Source organism: Micromonospora yongxingensis (assembly GCF_052601155.1).
Genome location: NZ_JBQXEO010000011.1, coordinates 1 through 15,800, shown reverse-complemented (window position 1 = coordinate 15,800; position 15,800 = coordinate 1). Strand labels below are relative to the sequence as shown.

At 70.8% G+C, this 15,800-nt stretch carries 12 protein-coding genes; 9 read left to right on the top strand and 3 right to left on the bottom strand.

Annotation, left to right across the window (positions count from 1 at the left end; genetic code table 11):
• Positions 1 to 3: 3 nt before the first annotated feature.
• Positions 4 to 702 carry a TMEM175 family protein gene (locus ACTWLT_RS15285; protein ID WP_445318970.1) on the top strand — a complete coding sequence of 233 codons (699 nt, stop codon included), beginning with the start codon at positions 4 to 6 and terminating at the stop codon, positions 700 to 702.
• Here ACTWLT_RS15285 and ACTWLT_RS15280 read toward each other — a convergent pair.
• Together ACTWLT_RS15280 and ACTWLT_RS15275 are read right to left on the bottom strand one after the other, a co-directional pair.
• Positions 691 to 2,286 carry a phytoene desaturase family protein gene (locus ACTWLT_RS15280; RefSeq protein ID WP_445318969.1) on the bottom strand — a complete coding sequence of 532 codons (1,596 nt, stop codon included), beginning with the start codon at positions 2,284 to 2,286 and terminating at the stop codon, positions 691 to 693. The genes ACTWLT_RS15285 and ACTWLT_RS15280 overlap by 12 nt on opposite strands.
• A gap of 111 nt (positions 2,287 to 2,397) precedes the next feature.
• Positions 2,398 to 3,237, bottom strand: coding sequence for a YhjD/YihY/BrkB family envelope integrity protein (locus tag ACTWLT_RS15275; protein WP_445318968.1), 840 nt, complete (start codon positions 3,235 to 3,237; stop codon positions 2,398 to 2,400).
• Positions 3,238 to 3,288: 51 nt separating this feature from the next.
• Here ACTWLT_RS15275 and ACTWLT_RS15270 point away from each other — a divergent pair, with 51 nt between their 5' ends.
• The 6 genes from ACTWLT_RS15270 (at position 3,289) to ispG (ending at position 12,785) form a co-directional block, all read left to right on the top strand.
• Complete coding sequence (locus tag ACTWLT_RS15270) at positions 3,289 to 3,840, top strand: GNAT family N-acetyltransferase (protein WP_252416686.1); 552 nt, start codon at positions 3,289 to 3,291, stop codon at positions 3,838 to 3,840.
• Positions 3,841 to 4,278: 438 nt separating this feature from the next.
• Complete coding sequence (locus tag ACTWLT_RS15265) at positions 4,279 to 8,202, top strand: CARDB domain-containing protein (protein WP_445318967.1); 3,924 nt, start codon at positions 4,279 to 4,281, stop codon at positions 8,200 to 8,202.
• Positions 8,203 to 8,453: 251 nt separating this feature from the next.
• Complete coding sequence (locus tag ACTWLT_RS15260; protein ID WP_445318966.1) at positions 8,454 to 9,098, top strand: Uma2 family endonuclease; 645 nt, start codon at positions 8,454 to 8,456, stop codon at positions 9,096 to 9,098.
• Positions 9,099 to 9,141: 43 nt separating this feature from the next.
• Entirely contained in the window at positions 9,142 to 10,353 is a 1,212-nt protein-coding gene (gene dxr, locus ACTWLT_RS15255; protein ID WP_445318965.1) for a 1-deoxy-D-xylulose-5-phosphate reductoisomerase, read from the top strand.
• Positions 10,353 to 11,603, top strand: coding sequence for a M50 family metallopeptidase (locus tag ACTWLT_RS15250; RefSeq protein ID WP_252416682.1), 1,251 nt, complete (start codon positions 10,353 to 10,355; stop codon positions 11,601 to 11,603). The genes dxr and ACTWLT_RS15250 overlap by 1 nt, the downstream gene beginning before the upstream one ends.
• 9 nt (positions 11,604 to 11,612) lie before the next feature.
• On the top strand, positions 11,613 to 12,785 hold the full coding sequence (gene ispG, locus ACTWLT_RS15245) for a flavodoxin-dependent (E)-4-hydroxy-3-methylbut-2-enyl-diphosphate synthase (protein ID WP_130408231.1): 1,173 nt from the start codon (positions 11,613 to 11,615) through the stop codon (positions 12,783 to 12,785).
• Positions 12,786 to 12,893: 108 nt separating this feature from the next.
• Here ispG and ACTWLT_RS15240 read toward each other — a convergent pair whose 3' ends face one another.
• Positions 12,894 to 13,469, bottom strand: a complete 576-nt coding sequence (locus ACTWLT_RS15240; RefSeq protein ID WP_445318964.1) for a PadR family transcriptional regulator — start codon at positions 13,467 to 13,469, stop codon at positions 12,894 to 12,896.
• 109 nt (positions 13,470 to 13,578) lie between these two features.
• On the opposite strand from ACTWLT_RS15240, the gene ACTWLT_RS15235 reads away from it, so the two are divergent.
• Together ACTWLT_RS15235 and ACTWLT_RS15230 are read left to right on the top strand one after the other, a co-directional pair.
• Positions 13,579 to 14,802: an MFS transporter gene (locus ACTWLT_RS15235; protein WP_445318963.1), complete on the top strand. Its 1,224-nt coding sequence runs from the start codon at positions 13,579 to 13,581 to the stop codon at positions 14,800 to 14,802.
• A gap of 57 nt (positions 14,803 to 14,859) precedes the next feature.
• Positions 14,860 to 15,699: a GNAT family N-acetyltransferase gene (locus ACTWLT_RS15230; RefSeq protein ID WP_252416679.1), complete on the top strand. Its 840-nt coding sequence runs from the start codon at positions 14,860 to 14,862 to the stop codon at positions 15,697 to 15,699.
• The last annotated feature ends 101 nt before the right edge of the window (positions 15,700 to 15,800 follow it).

The following is a 15,800-nucleotide window of genomic DNA, read 5'->3' as shown; positions in this document are numbered from 1 at the left end:
GACGTGGCGGGGGCCGGCGCTGAGGAGGACGGGTACCGGTACGGGCGCGGCCGGGAGAAGGCCCGCGACGCCGCCCGGGTGGAGACGTTCAGCGACGGGGTCTTCGGCGTCGTGCTGACGGTGATGGCCGTCGAACTGCTCCAGACCGGACCGGCCCGGGAGAGCGGGCGGGAGCTTCCGGACGCCCTCGCCCACGCCTGGCCGTCCTACCTGGCGTACGTGATCACCTTCGCGATCGCCGGGCAGGTCTGGATCGCCCACCACAACCTGTGGCGGTACATCGTGCGGGTCGACCAGTTGCTGCTGGTCTTCAACCTGTTCGTGCTGCTCTTCATCGCCACGATCCCGTTCACCGCCGACCTGCTGTCGGACAACCTGCGCGGTAGTGCGACCGAGCAGCGGCTGACGGCCGCCCTCTACGTCGGCACCGTGCTCGGTGAGGCGCTCTTCGTCAACCTGAGCTGGTGGTGGGCCCGCCGGCGCGGGCTGCTCCACCCCGACCTGGATCCGCGGCTCGCCCGCGCGGTCGCACGGCGGATCCTGCTGAAGCCCCTGCTCTACCTGCTCGCCTTCGCCGTCGTCTTCGTCGACCCCATCCTCAGCCTCTGCGCGTACCTCCTGCTGGTCGCCTTCTACCTGATCGGAGGCCCCGGCGACCTCCGGCCGTCGGCCCGCCCGTCCGGGGGCGGGTCAGCGGCCTAGGTCGGCGAGGATGCGGCGGGCGGCGTTGTGGCCGGCCGCGCCGATCACGCTGCCCGCCGGGTGGCAGCCGGCGCTGCCGGCGTACACGCCGTCGACACCGGTGGCGTAGGGCATCCGGTCGGTGAACGACACGGTGTTGTCCACGTGGTGGATGTGCCCTCCGGTGATCCCGAAGTGGGCCTCGATGCCCGGCGGGGGCAGGGGCACCGCGTCGGCGATCAGGTCGCCGGTGCCGGGGGCGTAGCGCTCGACGATCGCGATCAGCCGGTCGACGTAGCCGGGCAGCGCCGCGTCCCACGTGGTGCCGGCCAGGTCGTAGGGGACCGACTGCACGAAGAGCGCCGACGAGTGGTGCCCGGCGGCGTCGGAGAGCGACGGGTCGACGGTGGTGTGCAGGTACCACTCGATGGTCGGTTCGGCCGGTAGCCGACCGGCCTGCACGTCCGCCCACATGGCGCGCAGCGCGGTCATGGGCGAGGTGGCCTCCCCGCCGACCAGCGACGCGGAGCCGGGCAGCAGGTGGATGGTCGAGCCGAACGGGCTAGGCGCGTCGGCCGGCAGGCAGGAGAACCGGGGCAGCCCGGTCAACGCCAGGTTGAGCTTCAGCGTCGTGCCGGGGCGGCGGACCGCCGCCATCCGCTCGCCGAGCGGCGCCGGGAGCGCGCCGTCGGGCAACAGGTCCATCAGCCGGTACGGGTCACACGCGCCGAGGACCACCCGGGCGGCGACCTGCCGGCCGTCGGCGAGCACGACACCGCTCGCCGCGCCGCCGTCCAGGGTCACCGCGGTCACCGGCGTACCGGCCAGGATGGTCGCACCGGCGGCGCGGGCGGCGTCGGCGAACGTGCGCGACACGGTGCCCATCCCGCCCTCGGCGATCATCCAGGTGCCGCCGGAGCCGGGCAGCCGGCACATGTTGTGGACCAGGAAGTTGTGGCCGGTGCCGGGGTCGTCCGGGCCGGCGTTGAGCCCGGAGAGCCCGTCGGTGACCGCGTACATGCTGACCAGCAGCTCGGAGCGGAACTCGAAACGGGCCAGGTAGTCGGCGACCGAGCCCTGGACCAGGTCGACGAAGACCTGTCGCAGCGCCGGACGGACGTGCCGCTCGGCAGTTTCCTGAGCCGTCAGCGGCTCGGCCAGCCAGGCCGGCGCGAGATCCTCGCGCAGGGCGGCCAGCTCGGCCTGCATGGCGTCGTCGGCGGCGACGTCGGCGGGGGAGAAGAACTCGGCGAGCTGGGCGCGGGTGGCGGCGGTGTCGCTGCCGAAGAGCAGGTACGGCGAGCCGAGGCCGCCCGGCGTGGGCAGGAAGTAGTGCGGGTCGCGGCGCAGCACCGGGATCCGCACGTCGAGCGTGGCGAGCAACTCCGGTGGCATCAGCCCGAGCAGGTACGAGCCGGTGGAGTGCCGCAGCTCGGGCACCTTCGGGAACGGGTTCTCGGTGCGGGTCGCGCCGCCGATCACGTCGGCGGCCTCCAGCACCAGGACCTCCAGGCCGGCGCGGGCCAGCAGGATGGCGGAGACCAGGCCGTTGTGCCCGGCACCGACGATCACGACGTCGGCGCGAGCGGGAAGTTCACTGCTCATGCCGCCGCAGCCTAGCCCTCATCCCCACCCCAGGTCAGCCCCTCGACCCCACCGCCGTTGATCAAGAGGTTCGGGTCAGCGGAACGGCGCTTGGTGACGGAAACCTCTTGATCAAGTCGGTTGGGAGGTGCGTTGGGCGCGCCAGCGGGAGAGGACCAGGGTGGCGGAGTAGCCCGAGAGGACGATGACGTGGAACAGGTAGAGCCAGAGGAGTACGGCCACGCCGGCGCCGATCTCGTCGAAGCCGCCGAACGGCACGCCCAGGTCCAGTGGGAGCGAGGCGAAGAGCACGAAGCCGTGCAGGAAGCCGGAGAGGTTCGCCGCGGTGAACGACCCGAGCCCGAGGGTGGACAGCCAGTCCGGTGAGGCCGGCCCGACCACCCGGAACACCCACACCAGCACCGGCGTGAGCACCAGCCAGACCGCCAGGAAGGACAGCACCACACCCAGCGCACCGACCCAGCCGCCCTGGCGGACGAGGCCGGTGGTGAGCGGCAGCGCGAGCAGGATCGACAGCAGCAGCGCGGGGGCCGGCGCGAGCAGCGGCAGCAGGAGCACCCGGCCCCGCCAGCCGACCAGGTGCTCGTCGGACCGGGGTGCGGCCACCGAGACGAACGCCCGTCGCAGGCCCTCGCCGTACAGCGACGCGGGCAGCAGCGAGGCCAGCGCCAGCAGCGGGGTCAACTCCACCCCGGCGTCGACCAGGGCGGCCACCGCCCGGGGCGTGCCGATGGCGGTGGGGAGCGCTTCGACGGCGTACGAGGTGAGCCGGCGTACCCGGTCGGCCCCGGCGATCAGCGAGGTGAGCCAGATCGCCAGCAGGGCCACCGGCACCACCGCGATCGCTCCGTAGAAGGTGATGGCGGCGGCGTGCAGCGACAGGTCCCGGCCACGGACAGGGCGGAACGCGGCACTGATGATCCGCTTCGTCCGCCGCCAGCCGCCGTCCATCGCGATCCTTTTCCCCGTCGTCGCGTCCGCCACTCATTAAGATCGCCCGCCATGACCGTCCTCACCACCGAACGCCTGATCCTGCGCGACTGGACCGCCGACCCGGCCGACCTGGCCCGGATCTACGACATCTACTCCCGTTCGGAGATCGCCCGGTGGCTGGGTGTGGCATCCGGGCTGCCGTTGACCGACCCGGCGCAGGCCCTCGACCGGCTGCGTTACTGGCAGGACCGCCACGCTGCCGACCACGGCCGGTACGGCACCTGGGCGATCGAGGTGCGGGACACCGGCGCGGTGGTGGGCACGTTGCTGCTCAAGCCGCTGCCGGGCCGGGACGAGGCGCTGCGTACCGAGGACATCGAGGTGGGCTGGCACCTGCACCCGGACGCGTGGGGTCACGGCTACGCGACCGAGGCGGCTCGTGCGGCCGTGGCACGGGAGTTCGCCGCCGGCACGTCGGAGATCTACGCGGTGGTCGCGCCGGGAAACGAGCCGTCGATGGCGGTCTGCCGGCGACTGGGCATGACTCACGTGGGTCGGCGCACCGACTGGTACGGCGGCGAGGACCTGGAGACGTTCGTCCTGTCCGCCCCGAGCGGCTGAACGGCCACGCCCGCCGAGACGAAGGAAGGGCCCCTCATCAACGCCAGGCGTCGGTGAGGGGCCCTTTCGTTGCGCCGTCGAACCGCATGCGTGGCTGTCAATAGTGACGATGGTCGAACTGTTGACGCCCTCGTAGCACCTCAGTAACATTTGGTCAACGTCATGCAAGATCTCGACAAAGGCGTGTTTGATTCGTTGCATGGCCCCGCAAATTGTCGCGGGCCCCCTTCTACGGCGGCGCTTCCCCCAGCCCGCCACCACCACCTCGCCTCTTCGGCACCTCAGCCACCAGCCACGCGCGTTCACCGCGTCGGCTGGCGATGCGCCGACTCACGCTCCACGCCGTGGTCCAGCCATCCGCGGCACCGTCCCCCCAACGACAGGACAGTGATGAGACGAACGAACCGGTTCAGGATGGTGGCGGCGACAGTCGCCGCCATGATGATCGCGACGGCAGGGTCGACGGCTGTCGCGAACCCCGCAGGCGCCGCCAGCCCCGCCGACACGACTGCCGCGACGAGCACCGCCTTCGCCCCGGCGGCCACCAACCTCGCCCAGGGGCGCCCGACCCAGGAGAGCGGCCACGCCGACGTCTACGACTCGTCGAAGGTCGTCGACGGCAACGCCGGCAGCTACTGGGAGAGCACCAACAACTCGTTCCCCGAGTGGGTGCAGGTCGATCTCGGCTCGTCGCAGGCCGTCAACCAGGTCGTGCTGAAGCTGCCGACCTCCGGTTGGGCGACGCGCACGCAGACGCTGAGCGTGCAGGGCAGCACCACCGGATCGTCGTTCAGCGACCTGGTCGGGTCGCAGACCTACACCTTCAACCCGGCGACCGGCAGCACGGCCACGATCAACTTCAGCCAGACCTCCACCCGCTACGTGCGGATCACCATCACGGCCAACAGCGGCTGGCCGGCTGGGCAGCTCTCCGAACTGGAGGTCTACGGCAGCGGCGGTACCGTCCTGGACACCACCGCGCCGAGCGTGCCGGGAAACCTCTCGTACACCCAGTCCGGCACGACGATCACCCTCAACTGGGTCGCGTCGACCGACAACCCGGGCGGCAGCGGCATCGCCGGCTACGACGTCTACCGCAACGGTGCGTTCCTCCAGTCCATCGGGAACGTGACCACCTTCAACGACACGCAGCCGACGACGGCCACCGTGTCCTACCACGTCCGGGCGCGCGACGCCGCTGGCAACCTGTCGGGCAACAGCAACACGGTGACCCGCACCGGCGGCGGTGACACCACCGCGCCGAGCGTTCCCGGGACGCTGTCGCAGAGCACGTCGGGCAGCACGATCACGCTCAACTGGGGGGCCTCCACCGACTCCGGCGGCAGCGGCCTGGCCGGCTACAACGTCTACCGCGGTGGCACCCTGATCGCCACGCTGGGCACCGTCCTCAGCTACCAGGACACCCAACCGGCGACGGCGACCGTCTCGTACCACGTCCGCGCCCGTGACGGCGCGGGCAACCTGTCCGGCAACAGCAACACCGTCACCCGGACCGGCAGCAATCCGCCTGCCTGTACCAACGTGGCGCAGGGCAAGAGCATGACGGCGAGCGGCTCCACCTTCACCTTCACCCCCGAGAAGGCGAACGACGGGCAGCTCACCACCTACTGGGAGGGCGCGGCGAGCTACCCGCAGAACCTGACCGTGGCGCTGGGCGCGAACCACTCCATCTCGTCCGTCACCGTCAGACTGAACCCGGACCCGGCCTGGGGCACCCGTAGCCAGACCATCCAGGTCCTCGGCCGCGACCAGGCGGCGTCCGCGTACACCAGTCTGGTGTCGGCGGCGAGCTACCAGTTCGTCCAGGGCGCCAACGTGGTGAGCATCCCGGTCACCGCGACCACCGCCGACGTGCAACTGCGGTTCACCGCCAACAGCGGTGCGCCGTCGGGCCAGGTGGCCGAGCTTGAGGTGTGCGGTACGCCGGCACCCAACCCGGACCTGGTCGTCAACTCGGCGACCTGGTCCCCGGCGTCGCCCAGCGAGGCCAGCCCGGTCACCCTCTCGGCCGTCGTGCAGAACATCGGGTCGGCGGCGGCCGCCGCCACCACGGTGAACTTCAGCCTGGCCGGCGCGGTCGTCGGCAGCGCCGCCGTGGGGGCGCTCGCCGCGGGCGGCTCGACCACCGTCTCGTTCACCGCCGGCACCCGCCCGATGGGCAGCTACAGCGTCTCGGCGGTGGTCGACCCGACGAACACGATCGTCGAGCAGAACAACGGCAACAACAGCTTCACGGCACCCACTCCGCTGGTGGTCACGCAGGCGCCAGGGCCTGACCTGCAGGTCCTCAGCATCAGCTCCAACCCGCCGAACCCGGCCGTCGGGGCCTCCGTCACGTTCACCGTGGCGGTCCGCAACCGCGGCACCACCGCGACCGGCGCGACCACGGTCACCCGGTTGACCGCGGGCAGCACCACGCTCAACACCAACACCGCCTCGATCACCGCCGGGGCGACGGTCACCGTGGCCGTCGCCGGAAGCTGGACCGCCACCAGCGGCGGAGCCACCATCACCGCCACGGCCGACGCGACCAACACCGTCGCCGAGACGAACGAGACCAACAACTCGTTCAGCCAGTCGATCGTGGTCGGGCGTGGGGCGGCGGTCCCGTACGTCTCCTACGAGGCGGAGGCCGCCCAGTACCAGGGCACGCTGCTGGAGACCGACCCGCTGCGTACGTTCGGCCACACCAACTTCGCCACCGAGTCCTCGGGCCGCAAGTCGGTGCGTCTGAACAGCACCGGGCAGTTCGTCCAGTTCACCTCGGCCAACCCGGCCAACGCGATCGTGGTGCGCAACTCCATCCCGGACGCGCCGGGCGGTGGCGGCATCGAGGCGACGATCAGCCTGTACATCAACGACGTCTTCTCCCGGAAGCTGACCCTCTCGTCGCGGCACAGTTGGCTCTACGGCAACACGGACGGACCGGAGGCACTGACCAACACGCCGCAGGCCGACGCCCGGCGGCTGTTCGACGAGTCGAACGCGCTGCTGGCGCAGTCGTACCCGGCCGGCACCCGTTTCAAGTTGCAGCGCGACGCCGGTGACAACGCCTCGTTCTACGTCATCGACATGATCGACCTGGAGCAGGTGGCGCCAGCGGCGAGCCAGCCGGCCGGGTGCACCTCGATCACGTCGTACGGTGCGGTCCCCAACGACGGGCTCGACGACACCGCCGCCATCCAGCGGGCGGTGACCGACGACCAGAACGGGGTCATCGGCTGCGTCTGGATCCCCGCCGGCCAGTGGCGGCAGGAGCAGAAGATCCTGACCGACGACCCGCTGAACCGGGGTACGCACAACCAGGTCGGCATCAGCAACGTCACCATCCGGGGCGCCGGTATGTGGCACTCGCAGCTCTACACGCTGACCGAGCCGCAGAACGTGGTGGGCGGAATCAACCACCCGCACGAGGGCAACTTCGGCTTCGACATCGACAAGAACACCCAGATCTCCGACATCGCCATCTTCGGCTCGGGCCGGATCCGCGGCGGCGACGGCAATGCAGAGGGCGGCGTCGGTCTGAACGGTCGCTTCGGCACCGGCACCAGAATCAGCAACGTCTGGATCGAACACGCCAACGTGGGTGTCTGGGTGGGTCGCGACTACGACAACATCCCCGACCTGTGGGGGCCGGCCGACGGGCTGGAGTTCACCGGCATGCGGATCCGCAACACCTACGCCGACGGCATCAACTTCAGCAACGGCACGCGGAACTCGCGGGTGTTCAACTCGTCCTTCCGCACCACGGGCGACGACGCCCTCGCCGTCTGGGCCAACCCGTACGTCAAGGACCGCACCGTCGACATCGCCCACGACAACCACTTCGTCAACAACACCATCCAGCTGCCCTGGCGGGCGAACGGCATCGCCATCTACGGCGGCTACGACAACTCGATCGAGAACAACCTGATCTACGACACCGCGAACTACCCGGGCATCATGCTGGCGACCGACCACGACCCGCTGCCCTTCTCCGGGACGACGCTGATCGCCAACAACGGGCTCTACCGGACCGGTGGCGCGTTCTGGAACGAGGACCAGGAGTTCGGTGCCATCACCCTCTTCCCCGCCACGAGGGACATCGTCGGGGTGACGATCCGGGACACCGACATCATCGACTCGACCTACGACGGCATCCAGTTCAAGAACGGCGGCGGCAACATGCCGAACGTCGCGATCACCAACGTGCGGATCGACAAGTCCAACAACGGTGCCGGCATCCTCGCGATGGGCGGCGCGCGCGGCAACGCCAACCTGACCAACGTGACCATCACCAACTCGGCCGACGGCAACATCGTCATCCAGCCGGGCTCGCAGTTCGTCATCAACGGCGGCTGATCCCGACCGGGGGCCGCTCCGGCGGCCCCCGGTCAACCCTTGATCAACACGGTTTCGGCGAAATCGGGGTGTCCAGCTACCGCGGACACCCCGATTTCCATGAGCCCGAGTCGATCATCGTCGGGTGCCGTCGTGGCAGCGGCCCGCGCCGTCGAGCTGGACCAGCGGACACCGCGTGCGACGTGTCGGTAGCCGGGGCTGCGGGATTAGGCTGGTCTGAGCAGGATGGTCCGCTGAGGGGGTGAGCCCGGATGGCCCAGGCAGCGTTCGCGCCGGAGCCGGCGCCGCAGCACACCGAGCCGTCGTTCGACGTGCTGCGGTGGCACGACGAGCCGTGGACGGCGCAGCTCGCCCTCGACCTGTTGCCGGAGACCAACGGCCCCAAGGTTGAGGTCCTGAGCGGAAGCGTGATCGTGACACCACACGCGGGAATCGATCATCAGTCGGTCGAGCGAGAGTTGCCCTACGTGCTGCACCGCGCCGCACGAAAGGCCGGGTTCTGGGTCTACCCGGAGATCAACGTGCTGTCTGAGGATGATCTCTTCATCCCGGACATTGCTGTTCTGCGTAACTCGGGCGGTGGCCGCACGACGGTTCCCATCGCCGAGGCGGTGCTGCTGGGGGAGATCGTTTCACCGGGTAATCGGCGCAAGGACGTGATCGACCGCCCCCGGGAGTACGGGGCTGTCGGGGTGCCTTTCTTCCTCCGGGTGGACCTGCGCAACCGGGTGCCGACCATGGCCCTGTTCGAGTTGGTCGACGGTGAATACCGACCGTTGGCCGCCGCTGAGGCGGGAAGCACCTTCGCCATGCGGGAGCCGTTCGAGTTCGCCATCGATCCGGCGGAGCTGTTGGACGAGGAGGCGCCAACGGAGCAGGTGGACGGGGAGGGCTGAGGCTCCCAGTGGGCGTTCAGCGACGGTGGGAGAGAATGGCCCAGTGACCTCCCCCCGCGACCTCGTCCTGCTCGGGTCCACCGGTTCGATCGGCACCCAGGCCATCGACATCGTCCGGCGCAACCCGGACCGCTTCCGGGTGGTGGCGCTCGGCGCCGGTGGCGGCAACGTCGCGCTGCTCGCCGCCCAGGCCCTGGAACTCGGCGTCGAGGCGGTCGGGGTGGCCAAGGCATCCGCCGCACAGGACCTCCAGCTCGCGTTCTACGCCGAGGCGAGCCGGCGCGGCTGGGCCACCGGCGACTTCAAGCTCCCCAAGATCGTGGCCGGCCCGGACGCGATGACCGAGCTGGCGCAGTGGCCGTGCGACATCGTGCTCAACGGGGTGGTCGGCTCGCTGGGCCTCGCTCCTACGCTGGCCGCGCTGCGGAGTGGTCGTACCCTCGCGTTGGCCAACAAGGAGTCGCTCGTGGCCGGCGGCCCGCTGGTCAGGGCCGCGGTGACGCGGCCGGGGCAGATCGTGCCGGTCGACTCGGAGCACACGGCGTTGGCTCAGTGCCTGCGCTCCGGCTCGCGCCCGGAGGTGCGTCGGCTGATCGTCACGGCCAGTGGCGGCCCGTTCCGGGGCCGGAGCCGCGACGAGTTGACGCAGGTCACACCCGAGCAGGCCCTCGCCCACCCGACCTGGAACATGGGAAAGGTCATCACGATCAACTCGGCCACCATGGTCAACAAGGCGCTTGAGGTGATCGAGGCGCACGAGCTGTTCGACGTGCCCTACGCCGACATCACCGTGATGGTGCACCCGACCTCGGTGATCCACTCGATGGTCGAGTTCGTCGACGGGTCGACGATCGCCCAGGCCAGCCCACCGGACATGCGGTTGCCCATCGCGGTCGCGCTCGGCTGGCCGGACCGGGTGCCCGGAGCCGCCGCCGCCGTGGACTGGACGGCCTCGCACACCTGGGAGTTCGCGCCGCTCGACGACGAGGCGTTCCCGGCCGTCGCCCTGGCCAAGGCCGCCGGGGAGGCCGGGCGCTCCCGCCCGGCGATCTACAACGCGGCGAACGAGGAGTGCGTCGAGGCGTTCGTGGGGGGCCGGCTGCCGTTCCTCGGCATCGTCGACACCCTGGAGCGCGTGTTGGAGGACGCTCCGGACTTCGACGAACCAGGTACCGTCGAGGACGTGCTCGCGGCCGAGTCGTGGGCACGCGCCCACGCGCAGAAGATCATCGCGGGTTCGGTGGAAGGAGCTTGATGTCGTACCTGCTCGGGGTGGTCCTCTTCGCCCTGGCCATCCTCATCTCGGTGAGTCTGCACGAGGCGGGGCACCTGCTGACCGCCAAGATGTTCGGGATGAAGGTCACCAAGTACTTCGTCGGATTCGGCCCCACCCTCTGGTCGTTCAAGCGGGGCGAGACCGAGTACGGCGTCAAGGGGATCCCGCTCGGCGGCTTCTGCAAGATCGTGGGGATGACCCCGCAGGACGACGACGTCGAGCCGGGTGACGAGTCGCGGGTGATGTGGCGCTACCCGGTCTGGAAGCGGACGATCGTGATGGCCGCCGGGTCGATCACGCACTTCGCGCTCGCCCTGATCACGATCTGGATCCTCGCCGTCTCCGCCGGCCTGCCCAACCCCGACTTCCCGACCACCGACGCGCAGGCCCGCCAGGAGCCGGCGGTCATCCAGCTCAGCGAGTGTGTGGTGCCGGAGAACGCGGTGCGGGCGTGCACGCCCGCCGACGCGGCCAGCCCCGCCGCCCAGGCGCAACTGCGCGACGGTGACCGGATCACCTCGGTCAACGGCACCCCGATCGGCAACTACGGCGACCTGCTCACCACGCTGCGCAGCCTCAAGCCGGGGGACACCGCGCAGATCCAGTACGTCCGCGACGGGCAGCCGGGCAGCACCAGCACGGTGCTGGCCCAGACCGAGCGTCCGCCGCTGGACGACCCGAACGGCGCCGCCGCACCCGTGGCCGCCCTCGGCGTGGGCCTCGTCCCCAGCACCCCCACCCGGGTGACGTACGGGCCGGTCGGTGCCTTCGGCGCGACCGCCGACTTCACCGGCGAGCTGGCCGTCGGCACCGCGCAGGCGCTGCAGCGGCTCCCGCAGAAGGTCCCCGCCCTGTGGACCGCCCTCACCGGCGGCGAGCGGGACGTGGACACCCCGATCAGCGTGGTGGGCGCCAGCCGGCTCGGCGGCGAGGCCGTGGAGAACAACGCCTGGCTGGTCTTCTTCATGCTCTTCGTGTCGCTGAACTTCTTCATCGGCGTGTTCAACCTGCTGCCGCTGCTCCCCGTGGACGGCGGCCACATCGCCATCGCCTGGTTCGAACGGGCCCGCTCCTGGGTCTACGCGCGGATCGGCCGGGCCGACCCCGGCCGGGTGGACTACCTCAAACTGATGCCCTTCACGTACGTGGTGATCCTGATCGGTGGCGCGTTCACGCTGCTGACCATCGCCGCGGACGTCGTCAACCCGATCACGCTCTTCTCAAGGTGAGTGCCTGAAGTGACCGCAATCAGTCTCGGTATGCCCGCCGTGCCGCCGCCGCCGCTCGCTCCCCGCCGGGCCAGCCGCCAGATCATGGTCGGTTCGGTCCCCGTCGGTGGCGGTGCGCCGGTGTCCGTGCAGTCGATGACCACCACCCTCACCTCTGACGTCAACGCCACCCTCCAGCAGATCGCCGAGCTGACCGCGTCCGGCTGCCAGATCGTCCGGGTGGCGGTGCCGTCCCAGGACGACGTCGAGGCCCTGCCGGCGATCGCCAAGAAGTCGCAGATCCCGGTGATCGCCGACATCCACTTCCAGCCCAAGTACGTCTTCGCCGCGATCGACGCGGGCTGCGCGGCCGTCCGGGTCAACCCGGGCAACATCCGCCAGTTCGACGACAAGGTCAAGGAGATCGCCAGGGCCGCCGGCGACGCCGGCGTGCCGATCCGGATCGGCGTCAACGCCGGCTCGCTGGACAAGCGGCTGCTCAGCAAGTACGGCAAGGCCACCGCCGAGGCGCTGGTCGAGTCGGCGCTCTGGGAGTGCTCGCTGTTCGAGGAGCACGGCTTCCGCGACATCAAGATTTCGGTCAAGCACAACGACCCCGTCGTGATGATCCGTGCATACCGGCAGCTGGCCGAGCAGTGCGACTACCCGCTGCACCTGGGCGTCACCGAGGCCGGCCCGGCCTTCCAGGGCACCATCAAGTCGGCGGTCGCGTTCGGCGCCCTGCTCGCCGAGGGGATCGGCGACACCATCCGGGTGTCGCTCTCCGCCCCGCCGGTCGAGGAGATCAAGGTCGGCAACCAGATCCTGGAGTCGCTGGGCCTGCGCGAGCGGGGCCTGGAGATCGTCTCCTGCCCGTCCTGCGGGCGGGCCCAGGTGGACGTCTACAAGCTCGCCGAGGAGGTCACCGCCGGCCTGGAAGGGCTGCCGGTGCCGCTGCGGGTCGCCGTCATGGGCTGCGTCGTCAACGGCCCCGGCGAGGCCCGCGAGGCCGACCTCGGTGTCGCCTCCGGCAACGGCAAGGGCCAGATCTTCGTCAAGGGGCAGGTCGTCAAGACGGTGCCCGAGGCGCAGATCGTGGAGACGCTCATCGAGGAGGCGCTGCGGATCGCCGACGAGATGGGCGCCGAGCTTCCCGAGGAGCTGCGCGGGCTGGTCACCGGCCCGACCGTCACCGTGCACTGATCCACCCGCCGGCGCGCTCTGTCGCGCCGACGACGCTCAGCGAAGAGAGCGGCCGTCTCCCGTGGGGAAACGGCCGCTCTCTCGGTGTTCCGGTGGTGCTGCATCGTGTCACTCGGATTCGGCGAGGATCGCGTACAGCTTGCGCCGGGTCTCGTCGAGGACCTTGGCGGCCCGCTCACGCTGGTCGTCGGTGCCGTTCATCATCACCTGGCGCAGCGCGCTCATCGCCTGCGTACCGGCGTCACGGATGTCGTGCCAGCTGTTCACCGTGTCCTCGGCGAACTCCGCCCACGGTGGGGTCTGCGCGGCCTCGGTGGCCTCGGCCTGACCGGCCTCGGTGACCGTGAACCGCTTCCGTCCGCCGCCGGACTCCTCCGTGCTGGCGACGATCACGCCCTCGTCCTCCAGCAGTTGGAGGGTGGGGTAGATCGAGCCCGGGCTCGGGCGCCAGGCACCGCCGGTGCGGGAGTCGATCTCCTGGATCATCTCGTAGCCGTGCATCGGCCGCTCGGTGAGCAGGGCCAACACGGCGCCCCGGACGTTGGGGCGTCGGCCCCGACCCCGTCCGCGGCCGCGCCCACCCCAGGGGCCGCCGTGGCCGTGGGGGCCGGGCGGGACCGGCGGGAAGCCGAAGCCGCGCATCCGGGCCTCGTGCATCGGGTGCTGCTGTCGATGGAATCTCATTGCTGTTCCTCTCTAGACTGTCGCTGATGCATCAACGATATATCGGCAACGCATCGCCAACAAGTCCCGGATTTACAAACCGTACGTACGTCTTGCTATGGTGTCGGTCATGCGGCTGCTTCCCCCGCCGGGCCCGGCCCGGACCCTCACCCTCGGCACCCTGGTCAAGACCGTCGGGCGGGGCCTCTGGCTGGTCTCCAGCGCGCTCTTCCTCACCCGGTCCGTCGGCCTCTCGCCAACCCAGGTCGGCATCGGGCTCACCATCTCGGCGTTGGCCGGCGTGCTCGCCAGCGCACCCAGCGGCTACCTCGCCGACCGCATCGGGCCGCGCGGCGCCCAGGTCGGCGGGCTGATCGTCGCCGGCACCCTGACCGCCGGCCTGATCACCGTCCGCTCGTTCGCCGCATTCCTGGTGGTGGGCGCCGCCACGGCACTCGCCGACGCGGTCGAGCGCGGCGCCCGGGGCGCGCTGATCGCCGGCGCGATCCCCGCCGACCAACGGGTGCACACCCGCGCCTACCTGAGGGCCACCACCAACGTCGGCATCTCCGTCGGCGCCGTCCTCGGCGGCTTCGCCATCGCCGCCGACACCCGCACCGGGTACGTCGCGCTGATCCTGACCGCGGCGGCCGCGTCGCTGGGCGCGGCGGCGGTCTTCCTCCGGCTGCCCACCGTCGCGCCGGTCGCCGCCCCGACCCACGGACCCCGGCTGGTCGCCCTCCGGGACCGCCCGTTCCTCGTCTTCACCCTGCTCGACGGGCTGATGTCCATGCACTTCAGCCTGCTCACCATCGCCCTGCCGCTGTGGATCGCCGGGCACACCCGGGCGCCAGCCTGGATGATCTCCGCGTTGACGCTGGTCAACACGGTGCTGGTGGTGCTCCTGCAGGTACGCGCCGCGCGCAGCGCCGTCACCCTGCCCGGGGCCGCCCGCGCCTCCCGTCGGGCGGGGGTGGCCATCGCCCTGGCCTGCGTACTCTTCGCCGCCAGCGGGGCGCTGCCCACGGCCGCCGCCATCGGCCTTCTCTGCTGCGGGTCGCTGGTGCACGTGATCGGGGAGCTGTGGCACTCCGCGGCCGGCTGGGGGATCTCCTTCGGCCTGGCGCCGGCCGACGCGCAGGGGCAGTACCAGGGCACGTACGGCATGGGCTACGAACTGGGCAAGATGCTCGCACCGGTGGTCGTGACCAGCCTCGCGCTCGGCTGGGGCGTACCGGGCTGGCTTCTGCTGGGTGGGCTGTTCCTCCTGCTCGGTGCCCTCGTGCCCCCGGTCGTCCGGTGGGCCGGCCGCACCCGGTCGACCAGCCTGGAAGCCGAGCCGGTGACCGTCTGAGGCCGGGCTCGTCACTCGGCCGGCGGGGTGGGGGGACCATCTGGCAGGCTGGTACACGTGCTGACGGTGCCGGTACGGCAACTGGGGGAATCGGAGCGCCGCGCGGTCGAGCGACTGCTCGACCTGGACCCGTTCGCGGGCGCGCAGGTCGCCGAGCGTGTCGCCGCGCGCGGACTCTCCTGGTGGCGGGCCGAGGGCAGAATCCTGGGGTACGGCTCGCGCCGCAACCTCGAGTCGCTCTGCTGGCTCGGCGGCAACCTGACCCCGGTGCTCGCCACCGAACCAGCCATCGCGGCCTTTGCCGACCTGCTCGCCGGCGAGGAGCGGATCTGCTCCTCCATCGTCGGCCGTGCGGACGCCGTCCTCGGCCTGTGGGACCGCCTCTCCGACACCTGGGGTCCGGCCCGGGACGTCCGCCCCAACCAGCCGCTGCTCGCCACCGACGCGCTGCCGCCCGTGCCAACCGACCCGGAGGTACGCCGCGTCCGCGCCGGTGAGGTCGACCGGCTCTTCCCGGCCGCCGTGGCCATGTACACCGAGGAGGTCGGCGTCTCCCCGCTGGCCGAGGACGCCGGGCGCAGCTACCGCCGACGGGTCAACGACCTGGTCCGCGCCGGTCGGGCGTACGCCCGGTTCGTCGACGGCAAGGTCGTGTTCAAGGCCGAACTGGCCGTGGTGACCAAGCGGACCGCGCAGGTCCAGGGCGTCTGGGTGGCACCGGAGTGGCGGGGCCGAGGCATCGCCACCGCCGCGATGGCGGCCGTCGTCCGCGACGCGCTGCTGCGGGTCGCCCCGACGGTCAGCCTGTACGTCAACGACTTCAACCAGCCGGCCCGCCGGGTCTACGAGCGCTGTGGCTTCCAGCCGATCGGCACGCTCGCCACGGTCCTCTTCTGACCGTCGGTCCTGGCTCCTGCCAGGATTCGCCACCGGGTCCAGACATGCCGCTGGCCGGCACCCGTGTCGGGTGCCGGCCAGCGGTCAAGGTTGCTCTCTGT

Coding starts and splice junctions, on each gene's coding strand:
- ACTWLT_RS15280 (WP_445318969.1), bottom strand. CDS start 2,286: ATGAGCAGTGAACTTCCCGCTCGCGCCGACGTCGTGATCGTCGGTGCC.
- ACTWLT_RS15275 (WP_445318968.1), bottom strand. CDS start 3,237: ATGGACGGCGGCTGGCGGCGGACGAAGCGGATCATCAGTGCCGCGTTC.
- ACTWLT_RS15270 (WP_252416686.1), top strand. CDS start 3,289: ATGACCGTCCTCACCACCGAACGCCTGATCCTGCGCGACTGGACCGCC.
- ACTWLT_RS15265 (WP_445318967.1), top strand. CDS start 4,279: ATGATGATCGCGACGGCAGGGTCGACGGCTGTCGCGAACCCCGCAGGC.
- ACTWLT_RS15260 (WP_445318966.1), top strand. CDS start 8,454: ATGGCCCAGGCAGCGTTCGCGCCGGAGCCGGCGCCGCAGCACACCGAG.
- ACTWLT_RS15250 (WP_252416682.1), top strand. CDS start 10,353: ATGTCGTACCTGCTCGGGGTGGTCCTCTTCGCCCTGGCCATCCTCATC.
- ACTWLT_RS15240 (WP_445318964.1), bottom strand. CDS start 13,469: ATGAGATTCCATCGACAGCAGCACCCGATGCACGAGGCCCGGATGCGC.
- ACTWLT_RS15235 (WP_445318963.1), top strand. CDS start 13,579: ATGCGGCTGCTTCCCCCGCCGGGCCCGGCCCGGACCCTCACCCTCGGC.